Here is a 26,535-nt window from a genome sequence, read left to right as displayed (position 1 = left end):
GACAAGTAAACACGTACTTTTCCTATATTTCCACCTATCTCTCGCAGGGAAATACAAATTATTTTAACAGGCAGTTCTTCTGACTCTGGTTCATTGCTTACCTTGCCTTCCCAAGAATTTCTTCTCAGTGACATATTAAGGTTCACTCCCCATTACAGCGGCGGGACCATACCGGATTTACACCGGTTTCTCTATTAACTCTTGACAAGAGACCCGTTAAAGTATTCAATTGTATATAGAAGTATAATTTAAAAATAATTTATTACTAACTGTGATTAAGGCTAAACTATATACCTATAGTAGAGTCAATAGAAATTTTAAGGGGTTTTAAGTAATGGCAGAAAAAATATCAGAAAACTATTTTACTATCGGTGAATTCGCTGGTCTTTTTGGTGTTTCCAAACAAACGTTATTTTATTACGAACGCAATAAAATCCTTATACCTGCTTTGATAGAAGAAAACGGTTATCGTTATTACGCTTTGGAACAATATTTTATTTTTGATATTATTATTAATCTACGTAAACTTGGTGTTCCATTAAAAAAAATAACAAGTTACATACAAAATCGTAATATTGATGATCTGCAAAACCTTTTTTCTAGTAAGCAAAATGAATATAAACTACAAATAGATATTATGAGTCGTAATATACTCAATTTACAAACAAAAATAAATCGCCTTGAAAAAGTAAAAAAAATAAAAACTGACAGAATAACTTTAGAAGAACATGAAAAAGAATATATAGTTGTCAGCAAATTTACTGACCTTAATTCTTCGATGAAAGAAAAAATAAAGCTTGTAGCCAAACATAATTATCCATTTGCTGTAAGTGAAATTTTAAATGAATATTTAATGGGTTATATCCTTCCTTATGAAAAATTGAAAGCAGGCTTATTATCAGATATAACCTCAATTTTTACCACGGTTTCTCACCCCGATGAATACAATGACGTAAAAATAAAACCGGAAGGTCTTTACGCTTCTATTTTTACACCTAATGGTTATCATGTAAATTACAAACATACAATAAAAAAACTTTTTGACTTTATTGAGTTGAATTCTTTAGAAATAGTTGGTGATTTATATATAGAACAATTACGTAATTATTGGTCTACAGAGTCATCTCAGCAATATGTAACTAAAATAATGATTCCCGTAGATTATAAATAAAAATACAGCTCAGACTAAAAAAAGTTCTGAGCTGTATTTTTTATTTTACTTTGGCAGCATCCAATACCTGTTGAAAAATTTTATGTGCTTCTTCGGAAGAACGGCCTTCTGCCAGTGCGGCTTTTGCATGCTCTACAGCCATTTTATAGGTTTTATGTGCAGCGTCATCAGGTAAATTATCAATATCGTAATTCATTATCTGATTGAACATAGCATGAATCTCTTCTGCAGATTTTCCTGCTGCTTTAGCCGCTTCTACGTGTTTCATCGCCATTTTGTAACGATATTCTGCATGAGGTGTTTTCGGCAATTCATATTTGGGGTGTGTCATAGTATATCTCTCCTTTGGTATATGATTTCAGGTTTCCCTGTCTTCATCATATGTCATATACCTATAGTAGAGTAAATACTTTGATAGAATTATTTTTTTATTTGTGCTATCGACACTCTTTTTAGCGCGCACTCGCTGGGATATGGCGTTTTAACGCCGCTGCCATACCAGCGGGCAAAACAACCGCCGCCGCATAGTTTAAAATCTTCGCACTGCTTACAGAAAAACATTGAAGTCCTGATCTGTTCCTGCACTTTATTCACTAATTTATTATCCAGACCGGTTTCAACATTACCGATATAAAAATCCTTATTGCCAACCAGTGAAGAGCAGGCATAAATATCGCCTTTAGCATCAACAAAAGCAGCCTCTCCGTTCATTGCGTAACAATGGCCAAATTCATGGGAAGAATCAGCACAAAGTATTTTAACGCGTTCCTGCTGTGCAAAATATATTTTATAACCTGTTAGACGTGCTAATTGACGTGATTTTTCATAGACCTGTTCCATAGCCCTGCGCATTGCTGTTTCAGAAGGCGGCTGCAAGTCTGCTCCTCTGCCCTGACCACGCAGCAAATCAAAGCCTATCCTGCGAATATTACCTATAAAATACGCAAATTCAACTATTCCAGCCAATTCATCAACATTTTCATCTGTTACTACACAGGTAATACCAACTGCTATATTATTGCGCTTTAAAACTTCTAAGCCGTGTAAAATAGCACTGGTGGCTCCTTCTCCAGCTTTTGTCAGGCGCAGCTTGTCATTTACCTTGGGCCTGCCATCTAAACTGACGCCAATTGCAACCTTATTTTCAAATAAATATCGTGCAATTTCATCTGTCATCAAGGATCCATTTGTCTGGATCTGCAAAATTGCTGGCAAATTCTTTTGCTGGACATAAGCTACAACAGCTTTTAAACACTCAAAGTTCAGCAGCGGTTCGCCGCCGCTGAACTGAATAACAAATTTTTCTCCGCTGCCGGCCGCCAAATCCACAGCTTTAAGAGCATCATCAACTTTAAGCATACTGCTTTCATGTTCTGAAGCATAACAATACTTACAGGCAAAGTTACACTCTCCGGTAAGACTGAGAACCAGCATTTTTATTTTAGGAATGTTCATCGCTGCGTTCCTCTAATTCTCCTTCTACTGATAAATAGATCTTTTGCAATTCTGCTTTGGTTTCAGGTTTTGCCTGCCACAAACCGCGCTGCTCAGCTTCCAGCAACACTTCGGCCATGCGCTGCAGGGCCCAGGGATTAACGTCACGCAGCCATTCCTGAACTTTGGGATCAAAAGTATACTTTTCAGCATATTTTTCATACATCCAGTCTTCCATGACAGCGCTGGTAGCATCCCACTGGAAGCTGTGCGCAATATAGTTGGCCATATCGGCGGCACCTTTATAGCCGTGTTTCATCATACCTTCAATAAATTTCGGATTGATAGCTTCACTGCGGAAAATACGTTTAGCCTCTTCCTGCACACTGTGCATAACGACCTTGCTTTTATCTGTGCTGTCGCCGCAGTAAGACCGCGGGGCAGAACCTTTGATGCTGCGTACCGCGGCAATCATTCCACCATGATATGCATTATAGTCGTCAGAACTGAGCATATTCGTTTCATGGTTATCTTCGTTCTTGATCGTAACGTCTAAACTGCCCATGCGTTTACGGAATTGCTGCGGCAGAAATTTACCTTTGACTTTACCGCCATAGGCGTGAGCGCCCCAGCGCACATAAACATCGGCAATATCATCGATGCTTTCCCAATTTTTCGCTTCCAGCAAAGCCGCCACGCCAGCCCCGTAAACACCCTGCTCATCGCCAAAGATACGGAAAGACGCCTGCCGCCAGGCATCTTCTTTAGTTAAACCTTCTGCTTCTAACTCCTGACTGTCGGCCAGTAAATGTTTACGTACATAATTTTGTTCAGTGTCTTCTTCAAGTTCGCCAACCAATAAAACAGCCTTATCAAGCAAATCCATGACGCTGGGCATCGTATCCCTGAATAAACCGCTGATTCTTGCGGTAACGTCGATCCGAGGTCGTTTCAATTCCATGAGCGGAATGATTTCAAGACCGATTACCCGCTGACTGCCATGCTGCCATTGTGGCCGCACACCCAAAAGGTATAAAAATTCAGCGACACATTGCCCATGACTGCGCATATTGGCTCCCGACCATAACACGATGCCGACGCTTTCCGGATAACGTCCCTCTTCGCTGATATATCTTTCGATTACCTGATCGCCTAAATTTTTACCGATTTCCCAGGCAGCAGGAGTAGGCAGATTGCGCGGATCGATGCCATAAAAATTGCGGCCTGTTGGCAGCAGATCAGCACCGCCGCTGCTGGGAGCACCGGATGGCCCAGGTTCTACATACTGCCCTTCTAATCCCCGCAAAAGATTTTCCCGTTCCTGTGTAGTCAGCATCAGGTTAGGATAAATGGTATCGCAGATATAGATACAGATATTTTTAAGCCTTGACTTAAATTCGCTGCTTCCATCACGTACCCACTCAAATTTTTCCAAACCACACAGCGTTTCTGCCTCAAAGCTGTTCTCAATCAGGTAAATTATGATTTCACGGCTGCGGGCACGTAATTTGTCAATCAAGGCACCGTAAGTAATATTTAAAGGTTCGTACATCAAACCGCTGTTCTCCAGCAGGTCATAATAGTCAAAATCATACTGGCTGGCCAGTACCTGCATCAAAGAAGGTATCTCACCGTTTTCCAACCGCGTCAGCAGCAGCAGATACTCACGCAGATTTTCGTCCTGGGGCGGCTGCCCCAAAATATGCAATCCTATCCGTACCTGCATATTTTTCAGATCCGTAATATAGTTGTGCAAATCCATAACATAATCGTTGAAAGGTTTTTCTTCGTCACAAATAACTTCGTCCTGCAAATTAGCCTGCATTACTTTTTCTATAATAAGCGTTTGCAGTTTTTCCAGGTTTTCCGGCTGCGTTTTTTCAAAATGGCAATACTCATCCATCAGTTTTTCCAATTCTTCCAATTCGTCATAAACACCAGCATCCGTCATTGGCGGCGGCAGATGTTCGATCAGGCAGGCCGCGCCACGCCGTTTAGCCTGAATACCCTCACCGGTGATAGTAATAAGATAAGGGTAGATATTGGGAAGATCACCTAAAGAAACATCCGGATAGCAGGTATTATTCAATCCGGCATTTTTCCCTGGCAGCCATTCCAATGACCCGTGAGTACCAACATGCACTACGGCATCAGCCTGCCAGATGTCGCGCAGCCAGTGATAGAAGCCCAGATAATGATGCGTGGGCGCACAGAAGGGTGAATGATAGATCTTACTTGGGTCTTCTCCAAAACCACGTGGCGGCTGCACCGTAACGAAAATATTGCCGTTCATCGTTCCCGGAACAAGCAGATCTCCATCATAATTCATTACTTCTCCCGGAACTTCGCCCCAATCTTTAAGCAGCTGTGCTTTAACGCTATCCGCCTGCCTGTCAAAAAACTTTTTATAATCAGCGCCGCTCAGTTTCTTTGCTTCTGCCAATTGCTTTTCAGTAAGCATGGCCCTGTCGTTAGTAGCATTGGCTGTCAATTCGTTAATAAACGCTTTGCCGTCATCAGGAATATTATCAACCTTATATCCCCGTTCATGCAACGCCTGCAAAACAAGTCTGATACTTTCTATAGTATCTAACCCAACTGCACTGCCGATATTGGAGTTGCGCGGCGGATAATTATGAAAAATTATCGCTACTTTTTTGTCAGCATTTTCCTTGCGCCTCAGCGCCGCCCATTTACGGGCCTTGTTCACCATCCGCACGATCCGCTCCTGGATCGGCAAATAACGTACATCGCCATTTTCCAGCAGCTTTTTATTTGCTATCGGCACTCCGTGTATAGCGCCGTCAAATTCAGGCATTGTTACGCTGATGGAAACCTCCATAGCGTTCATGCCCTCAAAATTATCGACCCAATCCTGGTAAGGTGTCAGCAGCGTATAGGCCTGCAACACTGGTACATTAAATTTTTTCAGAAAGTCTAATGTCATTGACCGCGCGCCGGTCAATGAAAATTTCATTGTATTGACAAAAACATCTATTATCGGTACACCATTTTCGCAAAAATAATCTTCAAAAATTTTGATCAGACTGGGCATCCCTAACTCTAAAACCGGCATACCGTTACTGAATACGCAAACCGCATTCATACCCTGTCGTTCTATTTCATCGATCAACGCTGTTTGATAGGTAAGGTCCCCCCATACCCATTCGTCGCGGTAGAACAAAATACCGACTGTAGGCTTGGCATTATCACAAAAGTCTTTTTTATATGCTGCCAGTTCTGTATATACCTTTGGCGATCTGGGATGATAAATAGCGCTCCAATACATCGGATCAGGCGCTTCAACATCTGTTCTATCAGTTACAATGCTGTCAGCATACAGCAATAAATTGCGATAATTTTTCATACCGCTGTATAAAGAATAGGCTTTCAATTGTTCCAGATCCGTTTTCTCTATCCCATATACCAGTTCTTCTTCTTCCGTACCTGCAGCATCGATATAATAAAGCAGCTGTTTTTGCTTAAGAAAAGGCAGCAGTTTTTTCAAAAAGGGTGTATCAATACCGGCGCCCATCCATTTAAGCAGCAAAATATCTGCATTATGAAGAAGCTTCTGCCATTCGTCATTCCAGACAGTGTCATCGGAAAGTTTGACGCAAACAGAATCCTTACTTAACAAATTTTCCTGCCGCAGCTGCTCCAAAGCAGCCTGCATCATCGCAAAACGCCTGTCAACATTACTTAAAAATACCACTTTACTCATTTTCATCCTCCACACTTGTCACTTTAAAATACCTGTTTTTGCATCCGGCGCAATAAATAAAGGAAATACGGCGTACCTAAAAGGGCCGTCATAATACCTACTCTTACTTCTGCCGGTGGGATGATGATCCGTCCCAAAGAATCACAAATGACTAAAAAAGCAGCGCCGGCCAAGGCACTGGCAGGCAGCAGTACACGATGGTCAGGCCCAACTATCATACGCATCATATGCGGCACGACAAGACCTACAAAGCCTATATTGCCACTGACGCAAACAGAGGTCGCCGTAGTCATCGCCGCAACGAACAAAAGCCCCATTCTAAAGGGCAGAACAGGCATGCCAACTGCCTTCGCTTCTGTTTCGCCAAGCACCAGGATATTGAGATGCCGCGCTAAGGCCAGCATGATCACAATACCGATGCTCACCGGTCCAATAGCCATATAGACATGCTCCCAGCGCCTGTAATCCAACCCGCCAACCATCCAGAAAAGATACTGCTGCAGTTTTTGTTCGTTCATAAAGGTCAGAAGCCCTGATGTAACAGCTCCCAAAAGCATACCTACAGCAACACCTGCCAGCAGTAAAGTCATAACTGGTATTTTGCCGTTACGCATTGCCAAAAATACCGTTAATGCTACGGCACACACCGAACCGCCAAAAGCGAAAGCCGGCATTACAAACATACTTTCTGTAGCCCAGCCTAACGCGATTGAAAGTACCGCCCCGGTTGCAGCGCCACTGGAAACGCCAATGATGCCGGGATCAGCCAACGGATTACTGAAAATACCCTGCATAACGGCCCCTGAGATGCCTAAAGCGGCGCCTACCAAAAGTCCTACGACCATTCGCGGCATTCTTATATACCAGACAACAGCCATCTGTTCCTGTGAAAAATCGTTTTTATCAACAAAAGGCAGACCGAGCTGGTAGCCAATAGCCGATAAAGTATTATGCAGCGGTATTTTTATCTGGCCGCAGGTTAACGATATTGCCGCAACGAGCAGCAAACCAATAAATAATAAGAAGATAAACTTTTTACCCGATTTGCGGTTAAACAAACTACTCATTCCCCCTTGACAAACAATTCAGGATAAACAGCCTTAGCAACAGCTTCTATACTGTCTGTAACATGTTGTGACGCAACATAACGGTAACGGTCGGAAACAAATTCCAGACGTTTGTTTTTAACAGCTTTGATATTTTTAAAAGCAGGATCGGCAGCTACCTGCTCTGCATATTTCTGCACATCATTATTAGAATCAAAATTCCAGGTCGGCAGTAAAAATACATCCGGGTTGATCGCAATAATACGTTCTTTAGACAAAGAGTTGCTGCCCTGATCCAGTCCAGCTTCTGCAGCACCATTTCTGACATGCGCGTACTGGAAAATATCGTCCAGCAAATTATCTTTACGCCCAATAGCGCCAATAAAAGAAAACGCCATTACGATTTTTTCTTTATCCTTAGGAATTGCCTGCAGCTTACTTTCAAGTTTCAAAAGCTTTTGGTCCATTGCAGCAACAAGCGCTTCTCCTCTGGCATTTTCACCAGCAGCGACAGCTACGCCCAAAACCTTTTTCCGCATAGCTGCTACTGTTTTAGGGCTGCCAGCAACATATACCGGAATTCCCATATCTTCCAGATTTTTGACCAGGGAATCGGATGTAGCAACTGAAACAAAGACCAGATCCGGTTTCAAGGCTACAATCGCTTCAGTATTTTCACCAACTTTATTACCAACTTGATCAGCCTGTTCCTGAGTTATAAAAGTTATCTCCGGGTCTCCAGCCCATTTACTGAAAGCTTTGATCCTGCCAGGATCAACAACTTCCGCTAAAATTTCATCAGTTCCGTAAGTAGCAGAGACTATTCGCATCGGCTTGCCGGAAATTTTCACCTGGCGGCCTTTATCATCTGTTACGACATATGCAGAGGAAGGATTTTCCACAGGAGTAACTGTCTGCTGCTTGCAGCCACTGGTTATAAGCAGGAAAACAGCTAATAAAACCAACAGTATTTTTTTCATAAAACGTCACTCCTAATAAGGCAGCTGCGCTTTTATTTTTAAATTCCATAACCGCTGCAGCATATGTCCGGCACCACGAATACCTGCAAACGGAGCGGCTGCCAAAAGCACCTCGTCTTGTACTGGATAAGCAATATTGCAGCACCAAAATCTTTTCCCCTCACGCAGCAAAACAGAACTTTCACTGCTGCTGCCCAGAATAAGCGTATTATCTGCCTGCTGAAGCAGCTGTTCAAATTTTTTGCTGTCTTTTTCGGCCAGTAAAATTTCATCAGCCTCTGCAGGCGCAGGTAATTTTTTGACCCTATTTTGACAGATCACGATCAGTTTTTCAGTATCTGCCCATTCTTCACGTAAGGCTTGGGCAATACAGATAGCTGTAGTTCCAGGCGCGGCAACAATAATTTTATCGAACCACAGTTCTCCCCATGTGCAGCGGGCTTCATTTACGGCAGTCAGCAATTCGATTTGCGTTTTTTCACACTCTTCCCTGATATTTTCCAGATCAGCTGGTAATGCTTCTGCTATTTTTTCCAGCCAGCGCATTGTCCCTTTCAATCCGTAAGGTATTCCCACTACGACATATGGCGTTCCGTACCGCTCCTTAAGATATTTAGCAGTCTCTAAACCCAGCTCTTCATTGATCACTATATTTAACTGCGCTGCAGGAACTTTTTGCAGTACTTCAAGTTCGCCGCCTGCTCCCGGCGTTGCAATAACTCTGTAATTTGCAATCTCCAGAATTCTTTTGATTTCATCAAGATCATTTTTTCCGTTAAAATAAGCCGTCGTACATCCTAATAAATTGACGCCTGAACGACACTTTATTTTAATATCCGGCAAGTCTAAATATTGCCACAATCTGAGACTTGCTTTACTGTAGCCTTCTGCAAAGCCACCATTCAATCCACCGCTGTCAAGGCCTACTACATGAAATGGCAGCCTGGATTTAGCCGCAATACCTTCAATATCATCACCAATCAAGCTGACACTACAGCTGTTTTCGATCAATAGAATCGATGGGTTCCTGTTATTTCTGATATATTCCAAAGCTTCTGTCAAACATTCTTCTGTTCCATAAACAACTGCGTTATTGTCCGGCTGCGAACCATGAAAGCGTTCACCCAGCCTGCAGTTAGATTTTTCAAGATGCCGCAGTGCATAGAAATAACACCACAGCGGCCCATTGACCAGAACTTCGGCATCTTTGATCCCAGTAAAAAATGCTGCGGCGCCGGTCAAGGCACAGGTATCTACTCTGCTGCAAACATTGCCCCATTCAACTGTTTCAGACATAAACGATACCTCCTTTTTCACCGCGGCGACATAAGGTTTTATAAATGCAATCCATAAATTCTATTTCTCCGCTTGTTCCTACAAGCGGCAGCATGGGCAAAAATATCTGCCTTAGTTCCTGATTATTGGTTATTTCGTGAGTCGTCAAAACCAAATCGGCTGTATCTAATAAATTCTGCCCTTCGGCCTGATTAATGATCGGAGCCTGGCATTGAGCCGTTATAGCATCGACCATCTTTTTTCTTTCCCTTGCATTATAATTATCAAATAAAACAATTGCCTCTACCTGCATTTCCAATCTGCGCAGCGTTTCCAATACTCCGCCGGGATGGAAATACATCAGCATCCTGCCAATACAAACTACGCAGCGCTTACCCTGCGTTATGTTCTTTACTTTATCAGCATAAGCAACCAGTTTAGCTCTTTCCTGTGCTACAGCTTCCTCTGCCAAAGCTTCTTTATGCAAAAAAACGCCTAAACTTCTCAGCCAGCTTACCGTATTATCCCAGCCTACCGGATAACCCTCCTGCAGATACGGGACATCGTAATCTTCCTCTAAAAGCTGTGCTATTTTGGTCAGACCAGTATATGTCTGCCCTCGCCCACCCAGAATAACGCTGAAAGACGCCGCCGTAATTTGCGGCAACTCCTTTATAGGCACGTATCCAGGAAATTGTCCAATAACCTGAATGCCAAAATAGGCCAGCAAACGTTTTACCTCCAGGGCATAGTGCCCCCAAGGACCGCCGTTATCACCTATCAGCAAAGCTGTATCAGCTATTTTAGGCTGTTTTTGTAAAAATCTTGCAGCAAGCTGCTCGGCCACAGCAAAATAACCCTGATAATATTCGCCATCCAGAAAACCATAACAGGGAACTGTAAGTACCGGAATACCGTATTTTATTTCACTTTCCCTGCCAACTGCTTCAACATCATCGCCAATAACACCGGCGACACAGGAATTGGCAATGATCAGGCACTGCGGCTGATAAGTCTTGATAACGTCATCTATGCAGGCACGTAAGCGTTCCGCACCGCCAAAAATAGAATGTTTTTCCTGAAGCAGGCTTGATACGACGGGAATAGACTTTAAATTTTCAGCAGAGCCATTTGCCAAAGCACGATACTGTGCATTAATGTCCATGCTGCGCGCCACATGGGCACAGGCCCGCGGGCTATGAAAAATAACAGCAGCGCCGCTGCAATAGGCAGCCGCACGCCAAACACCGGGCATACTGCAGCTGCAGCTTTTAGTTTTAGACAGCATTCTTTTAGTCTTGATTGCCATAACCTGCTACTAAATCCTCCAGTTCTTCAAACGTCAAAGGTGTCGGTACTGATAATTCTTGATTTCCCCAAATATCCTGCGCCAATGTTCTGTAAACCTGAGCCTGTTCACACTCCGGTGCATATTCTATGACCGTCTGCCGGTTATTTTCGGCTTTGTTTACGATCACATTGCGGGGAATAAAGGCAATCAATTTTGTATTTAATCTTCTGGCAAATTCTGTCAGCAACGCATGTTCATTAGGCGTATTCCGGCTATTACCGATAATGCCGCCAAGTCTTACCTCGCCTCTGGCCGCAAATCTTTTAACACCTTTAGCAATATTATTCGCCGCATAAAGCGCCATCAGCTCGCCGGAAGAAACTATATAAATATCTGTTGCATAACCTTCTCTGATCGGTACGGCAAATCCGCCACAAACAACATCTCCCAAGACATCATACAAAACGAGATCTTCATCATCTAAAACCTCAAGTTCTTTCAATTTTTCCAAGGCGACGATAATACCACGCCCAGCACAGCCAACTCCAGGTTCCGGACCTCCTGCTTCAACACATTTGATGCCGTTAAAACCTGTATGTACTATCTGTTCTGCCTGGATATCATCTTCAGAATCACGGACCAGATCCAAAACTGTTTGACGGCAGATTTGTCCCAAAAGCAGTCTGGTAGAATCATTTTTGGGATCGCAGCCTATCTGACAAACCTTTTGCCCCATTTCGCTGAATGCAGCCGATACATTAGCAGCCGTAGTGGATTTACCAATACCGCCTTTACCATAAAAAGCAATTTTTTTCATCATCCATTACCTCCATACTATCTATAAATTTTAAAAGAAAAAAAGAACAGACTCACCCCTTTGGGAAAGCTGTTCTAAAAAATAAATATTAGTATGAATACCGAATATTTTATCGACGCTTTCCCATCTCTCGTGGGGACGTACTATGATCTGGCAGTTCTTCTGACTCTGATTCATTGCTCGCCTCACCTTCCCAGGCTTTCGCCCAGTGGTATTTCGAGGGTTGCTCATCATTACAGCGACGGGATCGTATCGGACTTACACCGATTTATCTATTATGCGCAGCAAGCGCACCAGATCAAACAATATTAAATTTTATTTTACCAGGTCTACCGGAAGCAGTGCCGGCATACCGTTACTGCAGACAAATTCATCAGCTTTAACTTTGAAAACATCTTTCAGCAGCTGTGCTGTGACGATTTTCTGCGGCTCTCCTTCCGTTACCAGACGGCCTTCTTTGATTACAGCAATATGATCGGAATACTGCACAGCATGATTGATGTCGTGGATGACCATAACTACTGTCAACTGCAATTCACGGTTGAGTTTTGCCAAAAGCTGCATGACTTCCAGCTGATGGCAGATATCCAAATAGGTCGTAGGTTCATCAAGCAAGAGTACTTGCGGCCTTTGGGCTAAAGCCATAGCGATCCAGGCCCTTTGCCGCTCGCCGCCAGATAAGGTGCTGAGCAGGCGGTGCTGCATTCCCAGCATATTCGTCTGGCCTAAAGCCCACTCAACATGGGCATCGTCTTCCACGCTTTTGCGGCCAAACCAGCTGCGATGCGGAAAGCGCCCCATCTCTACCAGGTCTTTAACAGTCAGATCTGCCGGTGATTGCGGCGCCTGCGTTAAAATCGCCAGTTTTTGCGCAAATTCCCGATGGCTGAATTTTTTTATGTCTTCGCCATTAAAGGTCACATTGCCTTTATAGCACAGCCAAATACGGGCCAAAGCCTTTAATGTAGTACTTTTGCCACAGCCGTTAGGGCCTATGATCGCAGTTACTTTCCCTTCCGGTACGGAAAGGTTTAGATCATGGATGATAGTTTTATCAATAATACGAATCGTGATCTCATTTGCCTGCAAAATACTCATCAGATCTCTCTCCTTAACAGAAACAGAAAGAAGGGCGCGCCAATGAAAGCCATAATGATACCGACAGGCAGTTCGACAGGCGCAAAAACAACACGTGCAAAAGTATCACTGAGAGTTACAACGGCAATTCCTAAAAGCCCTGAAGCAGGCATCAAATAGCGGTAGTCTGAACCAATTATCAGCCGGGCCGCGTGCGGCACGATCAACCCTACAAACCCCAAGAGACCCACAACGCTGACGGCGCTGGCCGCCAGTAAGGCTGCAACGGCAGTCATAGCAATACGTGTAACTTCTACATTAACTCCTAATCCACGCGCCATTTCGTCGCCAAGCTGCAGAATGTTAAGATAAGCGGCGCCAATAAAGGCCAGCAGCACACCTACAATGGCGTATGGCAAAATGATACTGACATGCGGCCAGCTGCGGGCGGCCAGGCCGCCAACCATCCACATCAAAGCGCCATGTACGCGGTCACTGTAAAAAATCATCAGGCCGGAAATACCGGCACTTAAAAAGGCAGATACGGCTACGCCTGCTAAAATGATCCGCACGGGCTTGATACCATTTTTCCAGGCCAAAATGTAAATGCAGACAGCTGCAAGCATAGCGCCGATAAACGCCGCCGGCGTAATCAGATATTCCAGTGTGGGAAACAGGATCATGATCGTAACACCTGCAAGGCCGGCGCCACTGGAAATACCAATAATATGCGGATCAGCCAGCGGATTACGCATTACAGCCTGCAAGACGGCACCGGCAATGGCAAGATTTACTCCTACTAACGCGCCTACTATTGTCCGCGGCATTCTGATATTCCAGATGATCTGGCTTTGCGGCTCTAAGGTTGGATTAGATAAAATACTAATGATCTGCGCCAGACTAATATCGGCAGACCCTTTTGTCAGGCTTAAAAAAGCTCCCAAAAACGCCAGCATGGCAAAAGCAGCCATGACGATAAGACGCCAGGCTGTACGCGAAATGCCGAATCGTTCAATTCTTTCTAAAGTATCCGCCTGATTATTTGTCATCCTTAAAAACCTCTGGGTATACAGTTTTTGCCATATATTTTACAGCTTCCGGATAATGCAGGCCTGGATTGAGCAGAAATAATCTTTCAGGCAGTAAATATACCTTATTGTTCCGAACTGCTTCCAGCGAAGCCCAGGCCGGATTACTTTTTACATCAGCACGCAATCTGTTTTCTATCTCTTCACTATCACCCATAAAAGTGATAAAAATAATTTCAGGATTCTTTTCTACTAATGCTTCCATGCTGTAGGGAGTCTTCTCCGGTTTGCCCTTCATAGGTGTTGAACCGACGGCAACATTCTGAAATCCCAGCATTTTGGCAACGCAGCCGGCGATACTGTTTTCTAATTCAACAGTTACGTTGGAAGGCGTTGCGTGCATGATAACGATGCGTTTCGCTTCCTGCGGCAGCCGGTCTGTCACAGCCTTGACCTGCTGATCGAGTTTCGCAGCCGCTGCCTCACCTTTTTCAGGCACACCATAAATTTTACCCATTAAAATGAGTTTATCTTTTACCTCGTCATATGTTTTAGGATTTATTGCAATAACAGGGATTTTATTAGACTCTAAAAGCGGCAGAAATTTTTCGTGCTGGTTTTTATTCGCAATGACCAGATCAGGCTTTAAGCCGATCAGACTTTCCATATTGATATTATAAACAAAGCCAACTTCCGGCACATCTTTCATAGCGGCCGGCATTTCTCCTATTTTTGATGAAGCACGGCCAACGATCTTACCGCCTACGGCATCGATCATATTCAGGTAGGAAGTCGCCAGGCTCACGACACGTTCAGGCTTCTTCGGCAGGACTACAGTGCGTCCGGTATCGTCAGTAACAGTTAAAAATGCTTTAGCATCACTGGCAGATTTCGTATTTTCAGCGTTTGGTCCGCAGCCGCTGAAAACTGTCAGACACAATGCAGCTGCAAGTACCGCTCTTAAAATTTTCATTATAGTTCTCTCCCTGCAAAATTAAGAAAGCCTCCCAACGTCAGTTATCGTCAGAGGCACTCGTAACGTCTTATTGATTACCGTTTCATAATAGCATATATTACTACCAGCGTCAAGGAAGTTCGCTTGTTCTGAGCCTTTAACTTTGCTATAATGCATAGAGGAAACGGAGGTATCCCGGTTATGAAAATAAATGAACTTATTGCCCGCATCAATGTTTTAGCCCAGAAAAAACGCAGTGAGGGTTTAACTGAAGAAGAACAGTGTGAACAAAAGGTATTGTATAAAGAATATTTGGGTTTTATCCGCGGGCAGGTCAAGCAGCAGCTCGACAAAATCGAAGTCGTCGATGAACTGCCGCCACAGCATTGATATGGATTTTAATTTTTCACAGGCGGTCTTTTACGAAGACGAATATCTGCTGATCGTCAATAAACCTGCCGGGATGCTGGTGCATCCAACAGTAAAAGAAGACGGCAGCACTCTGTATAACTATGTCGCCCGCTACTATGATAGTAATGGACTGTTGCACAATATCCATCCTGTTTCGCGTCTGGACCGTAATACTTCCGGGCTGGTGATTTTTGCCAAAGAACCGCGGATCCAGTTTCTTCTTTCACAGCAGGAGGTCATAAAAAAATATCTGGGAATCGTTACAGGAGCTTTACCTGCCGTTAAGGGAAAGATCGAAGCCCCCATCGCCCGCAAAGAAGGCAGTATCATTGAACGCTGCGTTTCTCCCAGCGGCAAATATGCCCGTACCGATTATACCCTGCTCAAACGCCAGGGGCAGCTCAGTTTACTGGAACTTCAGCTGCACACGGGCCGAACCCACCAGATACGCGTACATCTGGCACATATCGGCTGCCCGCTTTATAATGATAACCTTTATGGTACGCCCGGACCACAAAGCCGTCATGCTCTGCATGCTTATTATCTTGGTTTCAGACATCCTGTAACAGCTAAATTTTTAGAAATATCCTGCACTTTACCAAGCGATCTTTTAAAAATTATATACTATTAAAGTATAGAGTATGCTATAATTAATTACAACAATAGACATAAAGGAGGCTATCTCATGCCACTGGTAACATCAACCGAAATGTTCAAAAAAGCTTATGAAGGCCACTATGCTGTAGGTGCTTTCAACGTCAACAACATGGAAATAATCCAAGGTATCGTCGAAGCTGCACGTGAAGAAAAATCGCCTTTGATTTTACAGGTTTCAGCCGGTGCCCGCAAATATGCCAATCATATTTATCTGATGAAGCTGGTTGAAGCCGCGATCGAAGACACTGGTCTGCCGATCTGCCTGCATCTTGACCACGGCGAAGATTTTGAAATCTGCAAAGCCTGTGTTGACGGCGGTTTTACCTCTGTTATGATCGACGGTTCCAAACATCCCTTTGAAGAAAATATTGAGCTTACTAAGCGCGTTGTCGAGTACGCTCACAATAAAGGCGTTGTCGTTGAAGCAGAGCTGGGCCGCCTCGCCGGCGTCGAAGACGCAGTCAAAGTCAATACTAAAGACGCTACTTATACCGATCCCGACCAGGCCGTAGAGTTCGTTGAACGTACTGGCGTTGACTCTTTGGCAATCGCCATCGGCACCAGCCACGGCGCCTATAAATTCAAAGGTAATCCTGAGCTTGATTTTGCCCGTTTGGAAAAAATCACTAACTTATTGCCTGGTTTCCCGCTGGTCCTGCATGGCGCTTCCACTGTTATTCCCTCTTTCGTGGAAGAATGTAATAAATACGGCGGCAAGCTTGACGGCGCACAAGGCGTTCCTGAAGATATGCTTCTGAAAGCCGGGACCTTCGGCGTCTGCAAAATCAATATCGACACTGATCTGCGTTTGGCTATGACAGCTTCTATCCGCAAGCATCTGGCTACTAATCCGGCTGATTTCGATCCGCGTCAATATTTAAAACCGGCACGCGAAGCTATCAAACAAATGGTAGCGCACAAAATGCGCGACGTGCTCAACAGCTCTAACAGACTGTAAAAATCACTAACTATCCCTGCAGGTTTCTTCCTGCGGGGATTTTTTTGTTTCAAAAAAAATTCCGCTCTTAAAAAAGAGCGGAATTTTACCTATTTGGTTAATCGATCAGCGGCACTGTATTAGCTGCATGCTGCATAATATTGATCGTATAATCTTTCAGACCACGTTCGTTTAGTTGTTTTTGTGCTAAAGACCAGGCTTCTTCTACAGTTTCTACCGGTATCTGACCGGTCTTTTTTACAGTTTCAAAGTTTTCCTTTTTCGTAACAATATAAACTGTGCTGTTCTGGCACAGCAAAAACAAACGATAGGCAATAAAGAAAGGGATCGTGAATTTAGCCCTTAAAGCCTTTTCCATCTCAATGACATCATTAAAGCGGAAGCTCTGCATAAATTCAGGCGGATCATTGATCTCTCGCGCTTCTAAAACAGAAATCACGATACCGCCGGGTTTCAGTGCCATTTCAGCCGTATCATAAGTTTTAGAGCCCTGATAAAGGTTGATATCCTTAGGGAAGCCACCCGGCGAAGCAATAACTACATCGGCCTGCCCTTTGACCTTCACACCCTGGATCTTCATAACCTCTTTAGTACCTTCCAGCCAGGCATCATACCAGTGTCCGGCCACAATACGGGCAAAATCGCCATTAGTATCCATTACAGAATTGACGAGAAAACATGGATTGACCAAAGCAGCAGCTTCACACATATCGTCATTCAAACGGTTATGATCGATCAAAGTCGTGCGCGTTTCCTCGCTGATACCGGCACCGACCTCGTCTGCCAACGCCAGCGCATGGTTTTTCTGAATCGTTTCGTCACCAGCTATGCCGGGCAGGATACTTTTACGGCCGCCACCAAAGCCGGCCATCAGATGTACTGTGATGCCGCCGGTAATAATTACTTTGTCGGCATCAGCAACATGTTTGTCTATCCAGACCGGCGTACCACGGCTGGTATCACCAACATGCACCAGATCATCTGCTAGACAGTCATGCTGATAGATCTTAATCCGGTCAGCAACTTCCTCTCCGCAGACAGCGATATCCTCTGCTCTGGTTTGAGCGCGATGTGTACCCTGTGCTATAACGATGCAAATATCCTCATCAGGTACACCGCCTAAATTAACTTCATCTATTACATATTTTAAAAACTCAGGCGTGCGTATCCAGCCGCGCGTAATATCACTGACAACAACAGCAACTTTTTCACCTTTGCCGACGACCTCCTGCAACGGCTTACTATTGATGGGATTACGCAGCGCCGCGATAGTTGCTGATTTAACATCTTCCAGCCTGGGGACTTCATTACCCTCAATAACCTGCAGAATATGTTCTTCCGGTAAGACTACTTCCTGATAGCCTTCACCTATACCAAATCTAAACTTTTTTAAAGCCACTTTTTTCCCCTCACTTGTCGTTATTTAAACATTGGCACAGTATTTACTCCGTGCGGCATAATGTTGACTGTATAAACTTCGCTTTTACCCTGTTCCTTTAATTTTTCCTGTGCCAGCTTCCAGGCCTCTGCTAAAGTTGCTGCCGGGATCTGGCCTGTTTTGCGTACTGCGTCAAAATTTTCAGGTCGCGTGACCATGATGACCGTAAACTGCTTCGACATACAATACATGTAAAACGCAATATAAAATGGTATCGTGAAGCCTGCCCGCAGTTCTTTTTCCATGCTCAGCTCGTCATTAAAGCGAAAGCAGTCAAAAAATGATGGTGGTTCATAAATATCAGGACAGTCTAACAGCGCGATAAAAATACCGTGCGGCTGCATTGCCATTTGTGCCGGCGCATAAGATTTCATTCCCTGATACAGATTGATATCCATTGGATAGCCGCCGGAGGAACCAATAACGACATCAGCTTTGGCTTTCGCTTCCACACCCTGCAGTTTCATTACTTCCTGGGTACCGGCATACCAGGCATCGTACCAGTGCCCGGCCACTATACGCACAAAATCCCCTTCGGCATCCATGATCGAATTTACCAAAAAGCAGGGATTTAAAAACGCGCAAACTTCACACATATCTTCACTGACACGATTGCCTTCGATCTTCGTCAGATAAGTTTCCTTGTTCACACCGCCGCCGACCTCATCTGTCAAGGCCAGCAGGTGATTATGTTTGATCGTTTCCACACCGGCAAGTCCCGGCATAACGCTTTTACGCCCGCCGCCGAAGCCGGCAAACAGATGCGTTGTAATGCCGCCTGTCAAAATAACCTTATCGGCTTCCACCGCTCTTTTGTCGATATACACCGGTGTACCTCTGCTGGTAGTACCTAAAAAGACATTCGCTTCAGTGCCGTAAGCATCGTGGTCGAATACCTGCAGCCTGTCAAATAACTCCTCACCTAAAATCAAACGTTTCTCGTCATCGTCGTTGTCACGGTGAGTACCGGTAGCAACGATCACAAAGATGTCTTCATCCGGGATTCCGCTGTTATTAAGCTCTTCTACAATGGCGGGCAAATAATCTTTGGTTCGCGACCAGGTACGGGTAATATCGCTGACGATGAGCGCAACTGTATCGCCTTTCTGCACAAGCCTGCTTAAAGCCGGTGTACCAATAGGATTGCGTACTGCCTCCAGCGTAGCCAGCCTGATATCAGTAATTTTAGGAGCGCTGCCGCCATCAATGACCTGCACTATATGTTCTTCCGGCAACTCAATGCTTTCCACACGTTTACCGATATTTAAAGCATATCTTTTTAAAGCCATACATGTTTCCCCCTCAAAAACAGTCACGCTTCCAAGACAGGCATTGTCGCCGAAGCATGCCCCATGATCGTGATCGTATAGTCTTTCTTACCCTGCTTGTCCAGTTCACTCTTCGCAAGCTGCCATGCTTCTTCCAGGCTGGCAACAGGTATTTGACCGGTTTGTTTTACAAACTCAAAATTTTCCGGTTTGGTTACCAGATAAGTAGTCAATGAATTCACGATGCAGCGTGTTTTAAAAGCTACAAAGGCCGGTATCGAAAAATCTGCCCTTACATCTTTCTCAAACTGCAGCACATCTGACTTTGCAAACCAGTCTGTAAAAATAGCCGGCTCTTTGATGTCAGGACATTCCAGCGTCAAAATCATGATGCCGCCTTTTTTAACGGCAAAAACAGCATTCATATGTGCTTTGCAGCTTTGGTATAAATTCATATCCTTCGGACTGCCGCCAGCGGAAGCAAAAACAACATCAGCCTGCTCCCTGATCGGTACGCCAGCCATAGCCACAAGATCCTTACAGCCTTTCTCCCAGGCTTTATACCAATGCCCGGCCACAACTTCATGCAGCTTTCCTTCCGGTGTGAAAACCATATTTACTAAAAAAGCCGGAGCCAATTTTTCCGTTACCTCTACCATATCTTCGTGTAAAGGGTTGCCCTCCAATAAGCCTGTCTCGCAAAGAGGATTACATCCGTCGCCCACCTTAGGCGCCAGCGCAATAGCATGGTTATGCATGATCGTAGCATGACCGGAAACGCCCGGCATGACCGCCTTACGGCCGCCGCCAAAGCCTGCCATAGGATGCAGCGAAACAGCGCCTGTAATAATGACCTTATCTGCTTCAGCCACATACGAATCGATCAGGATCGGCGTTCCGAAACTGGTTACACCCAAATCTGTAAGCTCTTCGTTATTTCTGCTGTCATGCTGATGTATTTTGATGCGTTTTACGATCTCTTCGCCGCAGACAGCAATGTCTTCCTCATGCGTATGCGCACGGTGAGTACCGGTAGCAACAACAATCGTAATATCCTCATCAGGTACGCCGGCAGCATTGATCTCGCCGATAATTACCGGCAAAAACTCAGCCGTCCTGACCAGTCTGGTAACGTCACTGACGATAACAGCGACCTTATCGCCTTTCTGCACTACCTGCTGCAGCGGCTGGCTGGCAATAGGTTCACGTACGGCAGCCAAAGTTGCAGCAGCGATATCTTCCTGTATCGCCGCCTGATTGCCATGTATATCATAAAGTATTTTTTCTTCCGGCAGAGTAACTTCCTGAAATCCGTTGCCATAAGGGAGTTGATATTTCCTCACTTAAACGCTCCTCCTCTATTTTTCACTAGTAAATTTATTATACTCCTATTTAAATGAAAATAAAAGACAGACGTTTACCAAACATCTGCCTTTTACCAGTTTCTGTTGCTGCTCCAAAACTCCGAACGCAGCAGCGCCAGCATCGTAAATAATTCCAAACGTCCCAGCAGCATCGTTACGCAGAGCACAAGTTTGCCAAAGCCATTGATATCGGCATAATTACCAGTTGCTCCCACCGTTCCAAAAGCCGGACCCACGCTGCTCAAACAGGCGGCCACCGCAAAAATCGATTCTTCGATACCAAGACCTGTCGATACTACCAGAAGCGACATCACGGCGATCGTCATGATATACACGAAGAAAAACCTGCTGATTGCCGCAACAACTGAAATCGGCATTACCCTGCCGTTAAAATTGACTGTTAAAAGCATCTGCGGATGGATCGCCCGGCGTAATTCTGCCGTGATCGCCCGGCTCATCACTACAAAACGGCCCACCTTAATACCGCCTGCCGTAGAACCGGCACAGGCGCCGACCAGATATAGCAGACACAACAGCAGTTTCGAAAAGGTCGGCCATGTGTCATAATCATAAGAGACATAACCCGTAGTAGTAGCAAACGAAACCACCTGAAAAAAGGCGCAGCGTAAACCTTCAAAAAACTGCAGCCCGCTGCTGAAAAACAAATTCAATGTAATTAACAATGTCCAAACAGCTATTATCATCATATAAGCTTTGAACTCACTGTCTCGCCACAGGGTTTTGATCCCCCTCTGCGTCACAGCATAATACAAAGCAAAGTTACCGCCGCCTAAAAACATGATCAGTGCCAAGACTATTTCAATCGCAACACTGTTGTAATGCATAGCGCTATTGTCATAAGTGGAAAATCCGCCTGTAGCGATTGCTGACATAGAATGATTGATAGCGTCAAAATTCGTCATCCCGCAAATAACCAGAAACCCGGTACCAATAACCGTAAACAGACAGTAAATAAAAAACAATGCGCCAGCCGTTGTTCTGATTCGCGGCAGCAGTCTTTCCTGACCAAAACCGCTTACCTCTGCGTTAAAAAGATGTACGGCCCCGCCTGCGACCTGCGGCAGCAAAGCAATAAACAGTACAATGATGCCGATACCACCCAGCCAATGCGTAAAGCTGCGCCAGAACAAAACTGTTTTTGGAACGGCAGCCAGATTGGAGATCGTCGTGGCTCCGGTAGTCGTCAGCCCGGACATACTTTCAAAAACGGCTGAAACAGGATCCAGGATATGCAAAAACATATATGGCAGCGCGCAGATGACGCAAGTCAGAATCCAGGAAAAAACAACTGTTGCAAAGCCTTCACGCAGCGATATGTCTTCTTTTTCATCAAACCTTCCGTATTGGACAAACCCCAGGCCTACAAAAAAAGCCGTAAAAGAAGCGATGGCAAATTCCACAAAAGAACCGTCTCCATAAAAAAGCGCAAGTCCTATAGGAAGCAACAATATAGCACTCAACGCCAGGCTGAGCCTGCCTAATAAAAAAGCTATCAGACTGAAATTCATAAAAAATACAGCCTCCACGGACCTGTCCTTACCAGTTGCGTTTTACACGCCAGAAATCAGGCCTCATAATAATAAGTAATGTGAAAATCTCTAAACGTCCTAAAATCATCGCCGCAATAACTACTAATCTGCCAAAAGTAGATACATCGGCATAAGTAGCCGTAGGACCAACGATACCAAAGGCCGGTCCAACACTGCTCATACAGGCGGCAATAATCCCCATAGAATCAAGCATTGAAAGTCCAGTCAGGGAAATCAGCAAGGTCAAAGCAGAAAAGACAATCATATATAAATAAAAAAATCTTGTAACATTGCCTACTACTACAGGCGGAACATTACGCCCACCCATTTTAATACTGTAAACCATACGCGGATGGATCGTCCTGCGCAGCTCTGCCCAGGTAACCTTCAGCAAAATCACAAAACGTGAGACCTTCATACCGCCAGCTGTGGAACCAGAGCAGCCTCCGACAAACATCAAAAGCAACAGTACATACCGGCTGAAATCAGGCCATAAATTAAAGTCACTGGAAGCAAAACCAGTGGTACTGGCTATTGATACAGTTTGAAACAATGCGTGTCTAAAACTGGTGGACGCATCAAAATACCCAGTATAATACAAATTCCAGGTTATCAAGGCTGTGGCAATACCGATGATCCAAAAATATGCTTTTCGCTCTGTATCCATCCAAAAAACCTTAAAATTATGCTGATATATCTTATAATAAAGAGCAAAATTCAAACTGGCGGCCACCATAGCAATAATAACGATCATTTCGACATAAACAGTTTCAAACTCCATCAGGCTTTCATACTGATAGGAAAATCCGCCTGTAGCGACGGAGGCCAAAGCCAGGTTCATTGCCATAAACCAGCTCATCCCAGCTACTTTTAAGGCTACTGTTGTAATAAGCGTAAAAAAGATATACACGGTAAAAATAACAAAAGCCGATTCCTTGATTTTCGGAAGCGTACGTTCTGCTGCCGGCCCCGGAATTTCAGCGTTAAATAAATAATTAGCGCCGCTGCCTACCTGCGGCATAATCGTGATAAACAGCATAATAACGCCGATGCCGCCGGTCCAATGCGTCATACTGCGCCACACCAGCAGGCTGTCAGGGAAGTTGCTCAACGACGACAAAGTAGTTACACCAGTAGTTGTAAAACCTGACGTGCTTTCAAAAATGGCACCTACAAGCCCGACAAGGCCGGACAGATAATAAGGGATAGCCCCTAAAAAACAGACCAGCAGCCAGCCGCAGCCTACTGTTGCCAAAGCTTCCCGTAAATTCAGATGAGCACGTTTATTCTTTTCACCGTTACCGATCAGTGCCCCACCAATAAAGGCACAGATCATAAAAGAAAAGATAAAGCCCAGGAACATATATTCCTCCAGCAACAGCGCCGTGATCATTGGCACAACCATTGCTACGGCACAGGCGATGCTCAGCTTACCCAGCAGATACATCACAAGCCTGATATTCATTGATTATCCTCTACTTTCAAAAAACGGCATAACGCGTTTTACAAATTCACTCTTAACGAAAATAATAATTCTATCGCCGGCATATAATACCGTATTACCATTAGGAACTATCGCTTCATTATCATGGACCACGGCACAAACCAGACAAGCACGCGGCAGTTTAAGCTCTTTCAGGCTTTTGCCGATAGCTTCACAATCATCCGGCAAAATAATTTCCAGTGCTTCTGCTTTCGCACCCTCCAGCAGAGAAACTGAAACAATGCCGCCTTTCCGCACAAAACGCAGCACCTCGCCAGAACTCAGCAAACGTGAAGAAAGTACGATATCGACGCCAACCTTTTCCATCAGCTCTACATACTCGTTACGGGCTACGCGGACGATAGTTTTCTTGGCACCCAGATGCTTAGCCATCAAGGCCAGCAGCAAATTCAATTTATCATCTTCAGTAATACAGATCACGACATCGGCTTCAGCAATGCCTTCTTCCGTCAGCAAATCAATATCTGTACCATCACCACACAAAACGATACCATGCTCCAGCTTTTGCGCAATCAGCTGACAACGGTCTTTATTCTTTTCAATAACTTTAACAAAAAGGCCTTCTTCCTCCAGCATTGGCGCCAAAAATCTACCGGTACGTCCGGCACCGATAATCATGACCCGTTCTATCTTTTCATAAGTATTGACAAAAGTTTCCTCAAATTCCTTGATCGCACTTTGCTGACCAACAAAATAAACATTATCACCAGGCTCCAGCATATCATCGCCATGAGGAATGATCATCTTATGCCTGCGAAACAACATCGCGATCAGTATCTGCCTGGGTATCTCCAAATCTTTCAAGGGCACGCCAACATATGGAGAAGCATCACTCATACGAGCTTCAAACATTCTTACTTTCCCCTCGGCAAAATCGTCTACATCCAAAGCAGAAGGCGTCATTAAAATATGATTTATTTCGGCAGCAGTAATGCGTTCAGGATTTAAGATCAGATCAATATTCATGCCCTGATTCAACAAGTCTTTCGCCGTCAAAGCATACTCGGTATTTCTAATACGGGCAACTGTATGTTTAACGCCATAGTTTTTGGCCATCATACAGGTAACCATATTGACTTCGTCACTATCCGTAGACGCAATCAGTACATCGGCGTCCCTGATATCCGGATCATCCAAAGTATTGGGACTGCACCCGTTCCCGCCAATGGTCAATACATCCAAGGAATTTTTTACTACCTCGCGACGCTTCTCATCGATTTCAACGACTACCACATCGTACTGATCGTCGGCCAGTAACTGAGCAATACTATATCCCAGTTTGCCAGCACCGACTATTACTATACGCATATAAATTCACCCTTATTTCTGACATTCATATAACTAGAGCAATTATATCACAAGTTTGTCAAAAAAACATCTAAATTACCTCTGCACATCGTTCTCAGAAGTCTTTCAAAAAGAAAAACTCCCTGAATTCGTAAATGGAATTCAGGGAGTTTTCATTTATTAACTTCCGCTATCTGCTTATTATTTTGCATTAAAGCTGGTCATAATATTTTGATAGGAAGGAATATATTTTCCAAGTAAAGTTGCCAACCCTTCCATATCATTACGCCAATCGCGGTGCAATTCGCAGGCTACACTGAAGAAGTTGACTAGCTGCACGCCGGCAGCTTCCATACGCCTCCAAGCAGCATCACGTACTTCTGCGTTAAAAGTACCAGAAGCGTCTGTCACTACAAAAACTTCATAACCGGCTTCAACAGCAGACAAAGCCGCAAAGGCTACACAAACATCAGTTACGATACCGGCCATTATCAATTGCTTTTTACCGGTCTTTTTTACTGCCGCAACAAACTCTTCATTATCCCAGGCATTGATCTGGCCAGGTCGTCTGATAAATGGAGCATCCGGGAACATTTCTACAATTTCAGGAAGCAAAGGACCATTAGGGCCATTATCGAAGCTGGTAGTAAGGATAGTAGGAAGGTTAAAGAATTTAGCGCTGTCCGCAAGTGCTAAAACATTATTTTTAAATTGAATTGGTTCAAAGTCCCGAACCAGGTTAAACAATCCGGTCTGATGATCGATAAGTAATACAGCCGCATCATTCTTGTCTAATCTTTTGTATTTAAATGACATATAAACCACTCCTTAACAGGTTAATTAATATTTTTATTGCTATCAAAGATCTTTTAGTACAGTCAAGGGATCCTCTTGTTAAGATTAAGATATCATATCCCGAGTAAAGATACAAACAACCATAGTTAAATTAATATGTCATTTAAAAACTTATTGATGATAATAAGTTTTTAAAGTATCAGTAAGGGTCAAGCAATAAAGATTATTTATTTTAATCATATGCTGTCAGAAGCTATTATTCAGCTGCGCTGCACTTCGGTTACAACAGCTTTCTATCGCACGCGCAAGCTCCTATTCGTCGCCTGCTCTGTGAAAGCTCTCTGTCTCGGTCGTTCACTTCCCTTCGCTCGTGAGCCGACCAGCGATTCGCTTTTCCCAGGTTCCCTTGTCGGTTAAAAGTCAACACATAGCAAAAAGACCTATACCAAATGGTATAGGTCTTTTTGCTAACCGGCAGCTTTCTATCCTCCCAGGCCGCTTCCAG

22 protein-coding genes and 2 riboswitches are annotated in these 26,535 nt (G+C 44.3%); of the genes, 4 read left to right on the top strand and 18 right to left on the bottom strand.

Going from position 1 to position 26,535, the window contains the following annotated elements; genetic code table 11:
* Positions 1-51 precede the first annotated feature (51 nt).
* Positions 52-232, bottom strand: a riboswitch (cobalamin riboswitch).
* Between the two features lie 102 nt (positions 233-334).
* Positions 335-1,171: a MerR family transcriptional regulator gene (locus tag Q4G98_RS00110; RefSeq protein WP_046431394.1), complete on the top strand. Its 837-nt coding sequence runs from the start codon at positions 335-337 to the stop codon at positions 1,169-1,171.
* A gap of 40 nt (positions 1,172-1,211) precedes the next feature.
* Here the strand turns inward: Q4G98_RS00110 and Q4G98_RS00105 are convergent, their stop codons facing one another.
* The 11 genes from Q4G98_RS00105 to Q4G98_RS00055 form a co-directional block, all read right to left on the bottom strand.
* On the bottom strand, positions 1,212-1,502 hold the full coding sequence (locus tag Q4G98_RS00105) for a hypothetical protein (protein WP_046431391.1): 291 nt from the start codon (positions 1,500-1,502) through the stop codon (positions 1,212-1,214).
* An 89-nt stretch (positions 1,503-1,591) separates the two neighbouring features.
* The gene (locus Q4G98_RS00100) at positions 1,592-2,626 is read right to left on the bottom strand and encodes a radical SAM protein (protein ID WP_298564684.1); all 1,035 of its coding nucleotides are present in this window, start codon (positions 2,624-2,626) and stop codon (positions 1,592-1,594) included.
* Positions 2,613-6,329, bottom strand: coding sequence for a cobaltochelatase subunit CobN (gene cobN, locus Q4G98_RS00095; protein ID WP_301961788.1), 3,717 nt, complete (start codon positions 6,327-6,329; stop codon positions 2,613-2,615). The genes Q4G98_RS00100 and cobN overlap by 14 nt, the downstream gene beginning before the upstream one ends.
* Positions 6,330-6,352: 23 nt before the next feature.
* Positions 6,353-7,396 (bottom strand): iron ABC transporter permease, encoded by a 1,044-nt coding sequence (locus tag Q4G98_RS00090; protein ID WP_298564680.1) that lies wholly within the window; start codon positions 7,394-7,396, stop codon positions 6,353-6,355.
* The gene (locus tag Q4G98_RS00085; RefSeq protein ID WP_301961787.1) at positions 7,393-8,355 is read right to left on the bottom strand and encodes an ABC transporter substrate-binding protein; all 963 of its coding nucleotides are present in this window, start codon (positions 8,353-8,355) and stop codon (positions 7,393-7,395) included. Before Q4G98_RS00085 ends, Q4G98_RS00090 begins: the two co-directional genes overlap by 4 nt.
* Positions 8,356-8,367: 12 nt before the next feature.
* The gene (locus Q4G98_RS00080; protein ID WP_298564676.1) at positions 8,368-9,651 is read right to left on the bottom strand and encodes a nitrogenase component 1; all 1,284 of its coding nucleotides are present in this window, start codon (positions 9,649-9,651) and stop codon (positions 8,368-8,370) included.
* Positions 9,644-10,939 carry a nitrogenase component 1 gene (locus Q4G98_RS00075; RefSeq protein WP_298564674.1) on the bottom strand — a complete coding sequence of 432 codons (1,296 nt, stop codon included), beginning with the start codon at positions 10,937-10,939 and terminating at the stop codon, positions 9,644-9,646. Before Q4G98_RS00075 ends, Q4G98_RS00080 begins: the two co-directional genes overlap by 8 nt.
* A complete protein-coding gene (gene nifH, locus Q4G98_RS00070; RefSeq protein ID WP_366916996.1) occupies positions 10,923-11,738 on the bottom strand; it encodes a nitrogenase iron protein in 816 nt (271 codons plus the stop codon). The genes Q4G98_RS00075 and nifH overlap by 17 nt, the downstream gene beginning before the upstream one ends.
* A 134-nt stretch (positions 11,739-11,872) precedes the next feature.
* A riboswitch (cobalamin riboswitch) is annotated at positions 11,873-12,051 on the bottom strand.
* A gap of 2 nt (positions 12,052-12,053) precedes the next feature.
* Positions 12,054-12,836 carry an ABC transporter ATP-binding protein gene (locus Q4G98_RS00065; protein WP_298564670.1) on the bottom strand — a complete coding sequence of 261 codons (783 nt, stop codon included), beginning with the start codon at positions 12,834-12,836 and terminating at the stop codon, positions 12,054-12,056.
* Positions 12,836-13,786 (bottom strand): iron ABC transporter permease, encoded by a 951-nt coding sequence (locus Q4G98_RS00060; protein ID WP_366916995.1) that lies wholly within the window; start codon positions 13,784-13,786, stop codon positions 12,836-12,838. The genes Q4G98_RS00065 and Q4G98_RS00060 overlap by 1 nt, the downstream gene beginning before the upstream one ends.
* Positions 13,787-13,853: 67 nt before the next feature.
* Positions 13,854-14,816, bottom strand: a complete 963-nt coding sequence (locus Q4G98_RS00055) for an ABC transporter substrate-binding protein (RefSeq protein WP_298564666.1) — start codon at positions 14,814-14,816, stop codon at positions 13,854-13,856.
* A 183-nt stretch (positions 14,817-14,999) separates the two neighbouring features.
* Between Q4G98_RS00055 and Q4G98_RS00050 the strand changes: the two genes are divergently transcribed.
* Genes Q4G98_RS00050 through fba form a run of 3 tightly spaced genes read left to right on the top strand, consistent with a single transcriptional unit; the run spans position 15,000 to position 16,824 of the window.
* A complete protein-coding gene (locus tag Q4G98_RS00050) occupies positions 15,000-15,188 on the top strand; it encodes a DUF896 domain-containing protein (protein ID WP_293546462.1) in 189 nt (62 codons plus the stop codon).
* Positions 15,166-15,840 carry an RluA family pseudouridine synthase gene (locus Q4G98_RS00045; protein ID WP_301961786.1) on the top strand — a complete coding sequence of 225 codons (675 nt, stop codon included), beginning with the start codon at positions 15,166-15,168 and terminating at the stop codon, positions 15,838-15,840. The genes Q4G98_RS00050 and Q4G98_RS00045 overlap by 23 nt, the downstream gene beginning before the upstream one ends.
* 54 nt (positions 15,841-15,894) lie before the next feature.
* Positions 15,895-16,824 (top strand): class II fructose-1,6-bisphosphate aldolase, encoded by a 930-nt coding sequence (gene fba, locus Q4G98_RS00040; protein WP_293546466.1) that lies wholly within the window; start codon positions 15,895-15,897, stop codon positions 16,822-16,824.
* A gap of 97 nt (positions 16,825-16,921) precedes the next feature.
* Here fba and larA (Q4G98_RS00035) read toward each other — a convergent pair whose 3' ends face one another.
* The 7 genes from larA (Q4G98_RS00035) to ycaC form a co-directional block, all read right to left on the bottom strand.
* Positions 16,922-18,223: a nickel-dependent lactate racemase gene (gene larA, locus Q4G98_RS00035; protein WP_298564663.1), complete on the bottom strand. Its 1,302-nt coding sequence runs from the start codon at positions 18,221-18,223 to the stop codon at positions 16,922-16,924.
* Positions 18,224-18,243: 20 nt separating this feature from the next.
* Complete coding sequence (larA, locus tag Q4G98_RS00030; protein WP_298564662.1) at positions 18,244-19,551, bottom strand: nickel-dependent lactate racemase; 1,308 nt, start codon at positions 19,549-19,551, stop codon at positions 18,244-18,246.
* Positions 19,552-19,574: 23 nt separating this feature from the next.
* Positions 19,575-20,873, bottom strand: coding sequence for a nickel-dependent lactate racemase (larA, locus tag Q4G98_RS00025; protein WP_298564661.1), 1,299 nt, complete (start codon positions 20,871-20,873; stop codon positions 19,575-19,577).
* 92 nt (positions 20,874-20,965) lie between these two features.
* Positions 20,966-22,423, bottom strand: a complete 1,458-nt coding sequence (locus tag Q4G98_RS00020) for a TrkH family potassium uptake protein (protein WP_177562479.1) — start codon at positions 22,421-22,423, stop codon at positions 20,966-20,968.
* Positions 22,424-22,451: 28 nt separating this feature from the next.
* Complete coding sequence (locus Q4G98_RS00015) at positions 22,452-23,909, bottom strand: TrkH family potassium uptake protein (RefSeq protein ID WP_177562482.1); 1,458 nt, start codon at positions 23,907-23,909, stop codon at positions 22,452-22,454.
* Between the two features lie 3 nt (positions 23,910-23,912).
* Positions 23,913-25,256, bottom strand: coding sequence for a Trk system potassium transporter TrkA (gene trkA / locus Q4G98_RS00010; RefSeq protein ID WP_177562484.1), 1,344 nt, complete (start codon positions 25,254-25,256; stop codon positions 23,913-23,915).
* A gap of 180 nt (positions 25,257-25,436) precedes the next feature.
* Complete coding sequence (gene ycaC, locus Q4G98_RS00005) at positions 25,437-26,051, bottom strand: isochorismate family cysteine hydrolase YcaC (RefSeq protein WP_177562486.1); 615 nt, start codon at positions 26,049-26,051, stop codon at positions 25,437-25,439.
* Between the last annotated feature and the right edge of the window lie 484 nt (positions 26,052-26,535).

Origin of the sequence: uncultured Phascolarctobacterium sp. (assembly GCF_958349595.1) — a bacterium.
Lineage (GTDB): Bacteria > Bacillota > Negativicutes > Acidaminococcales > Acidaminococcaceae > Phascolarctobacterium.
The sequence above is the reverse complement of the archived record's forward strand: the minus strand, read 5'-3'. Positions and strand labels throughout refer to the sequence as shown.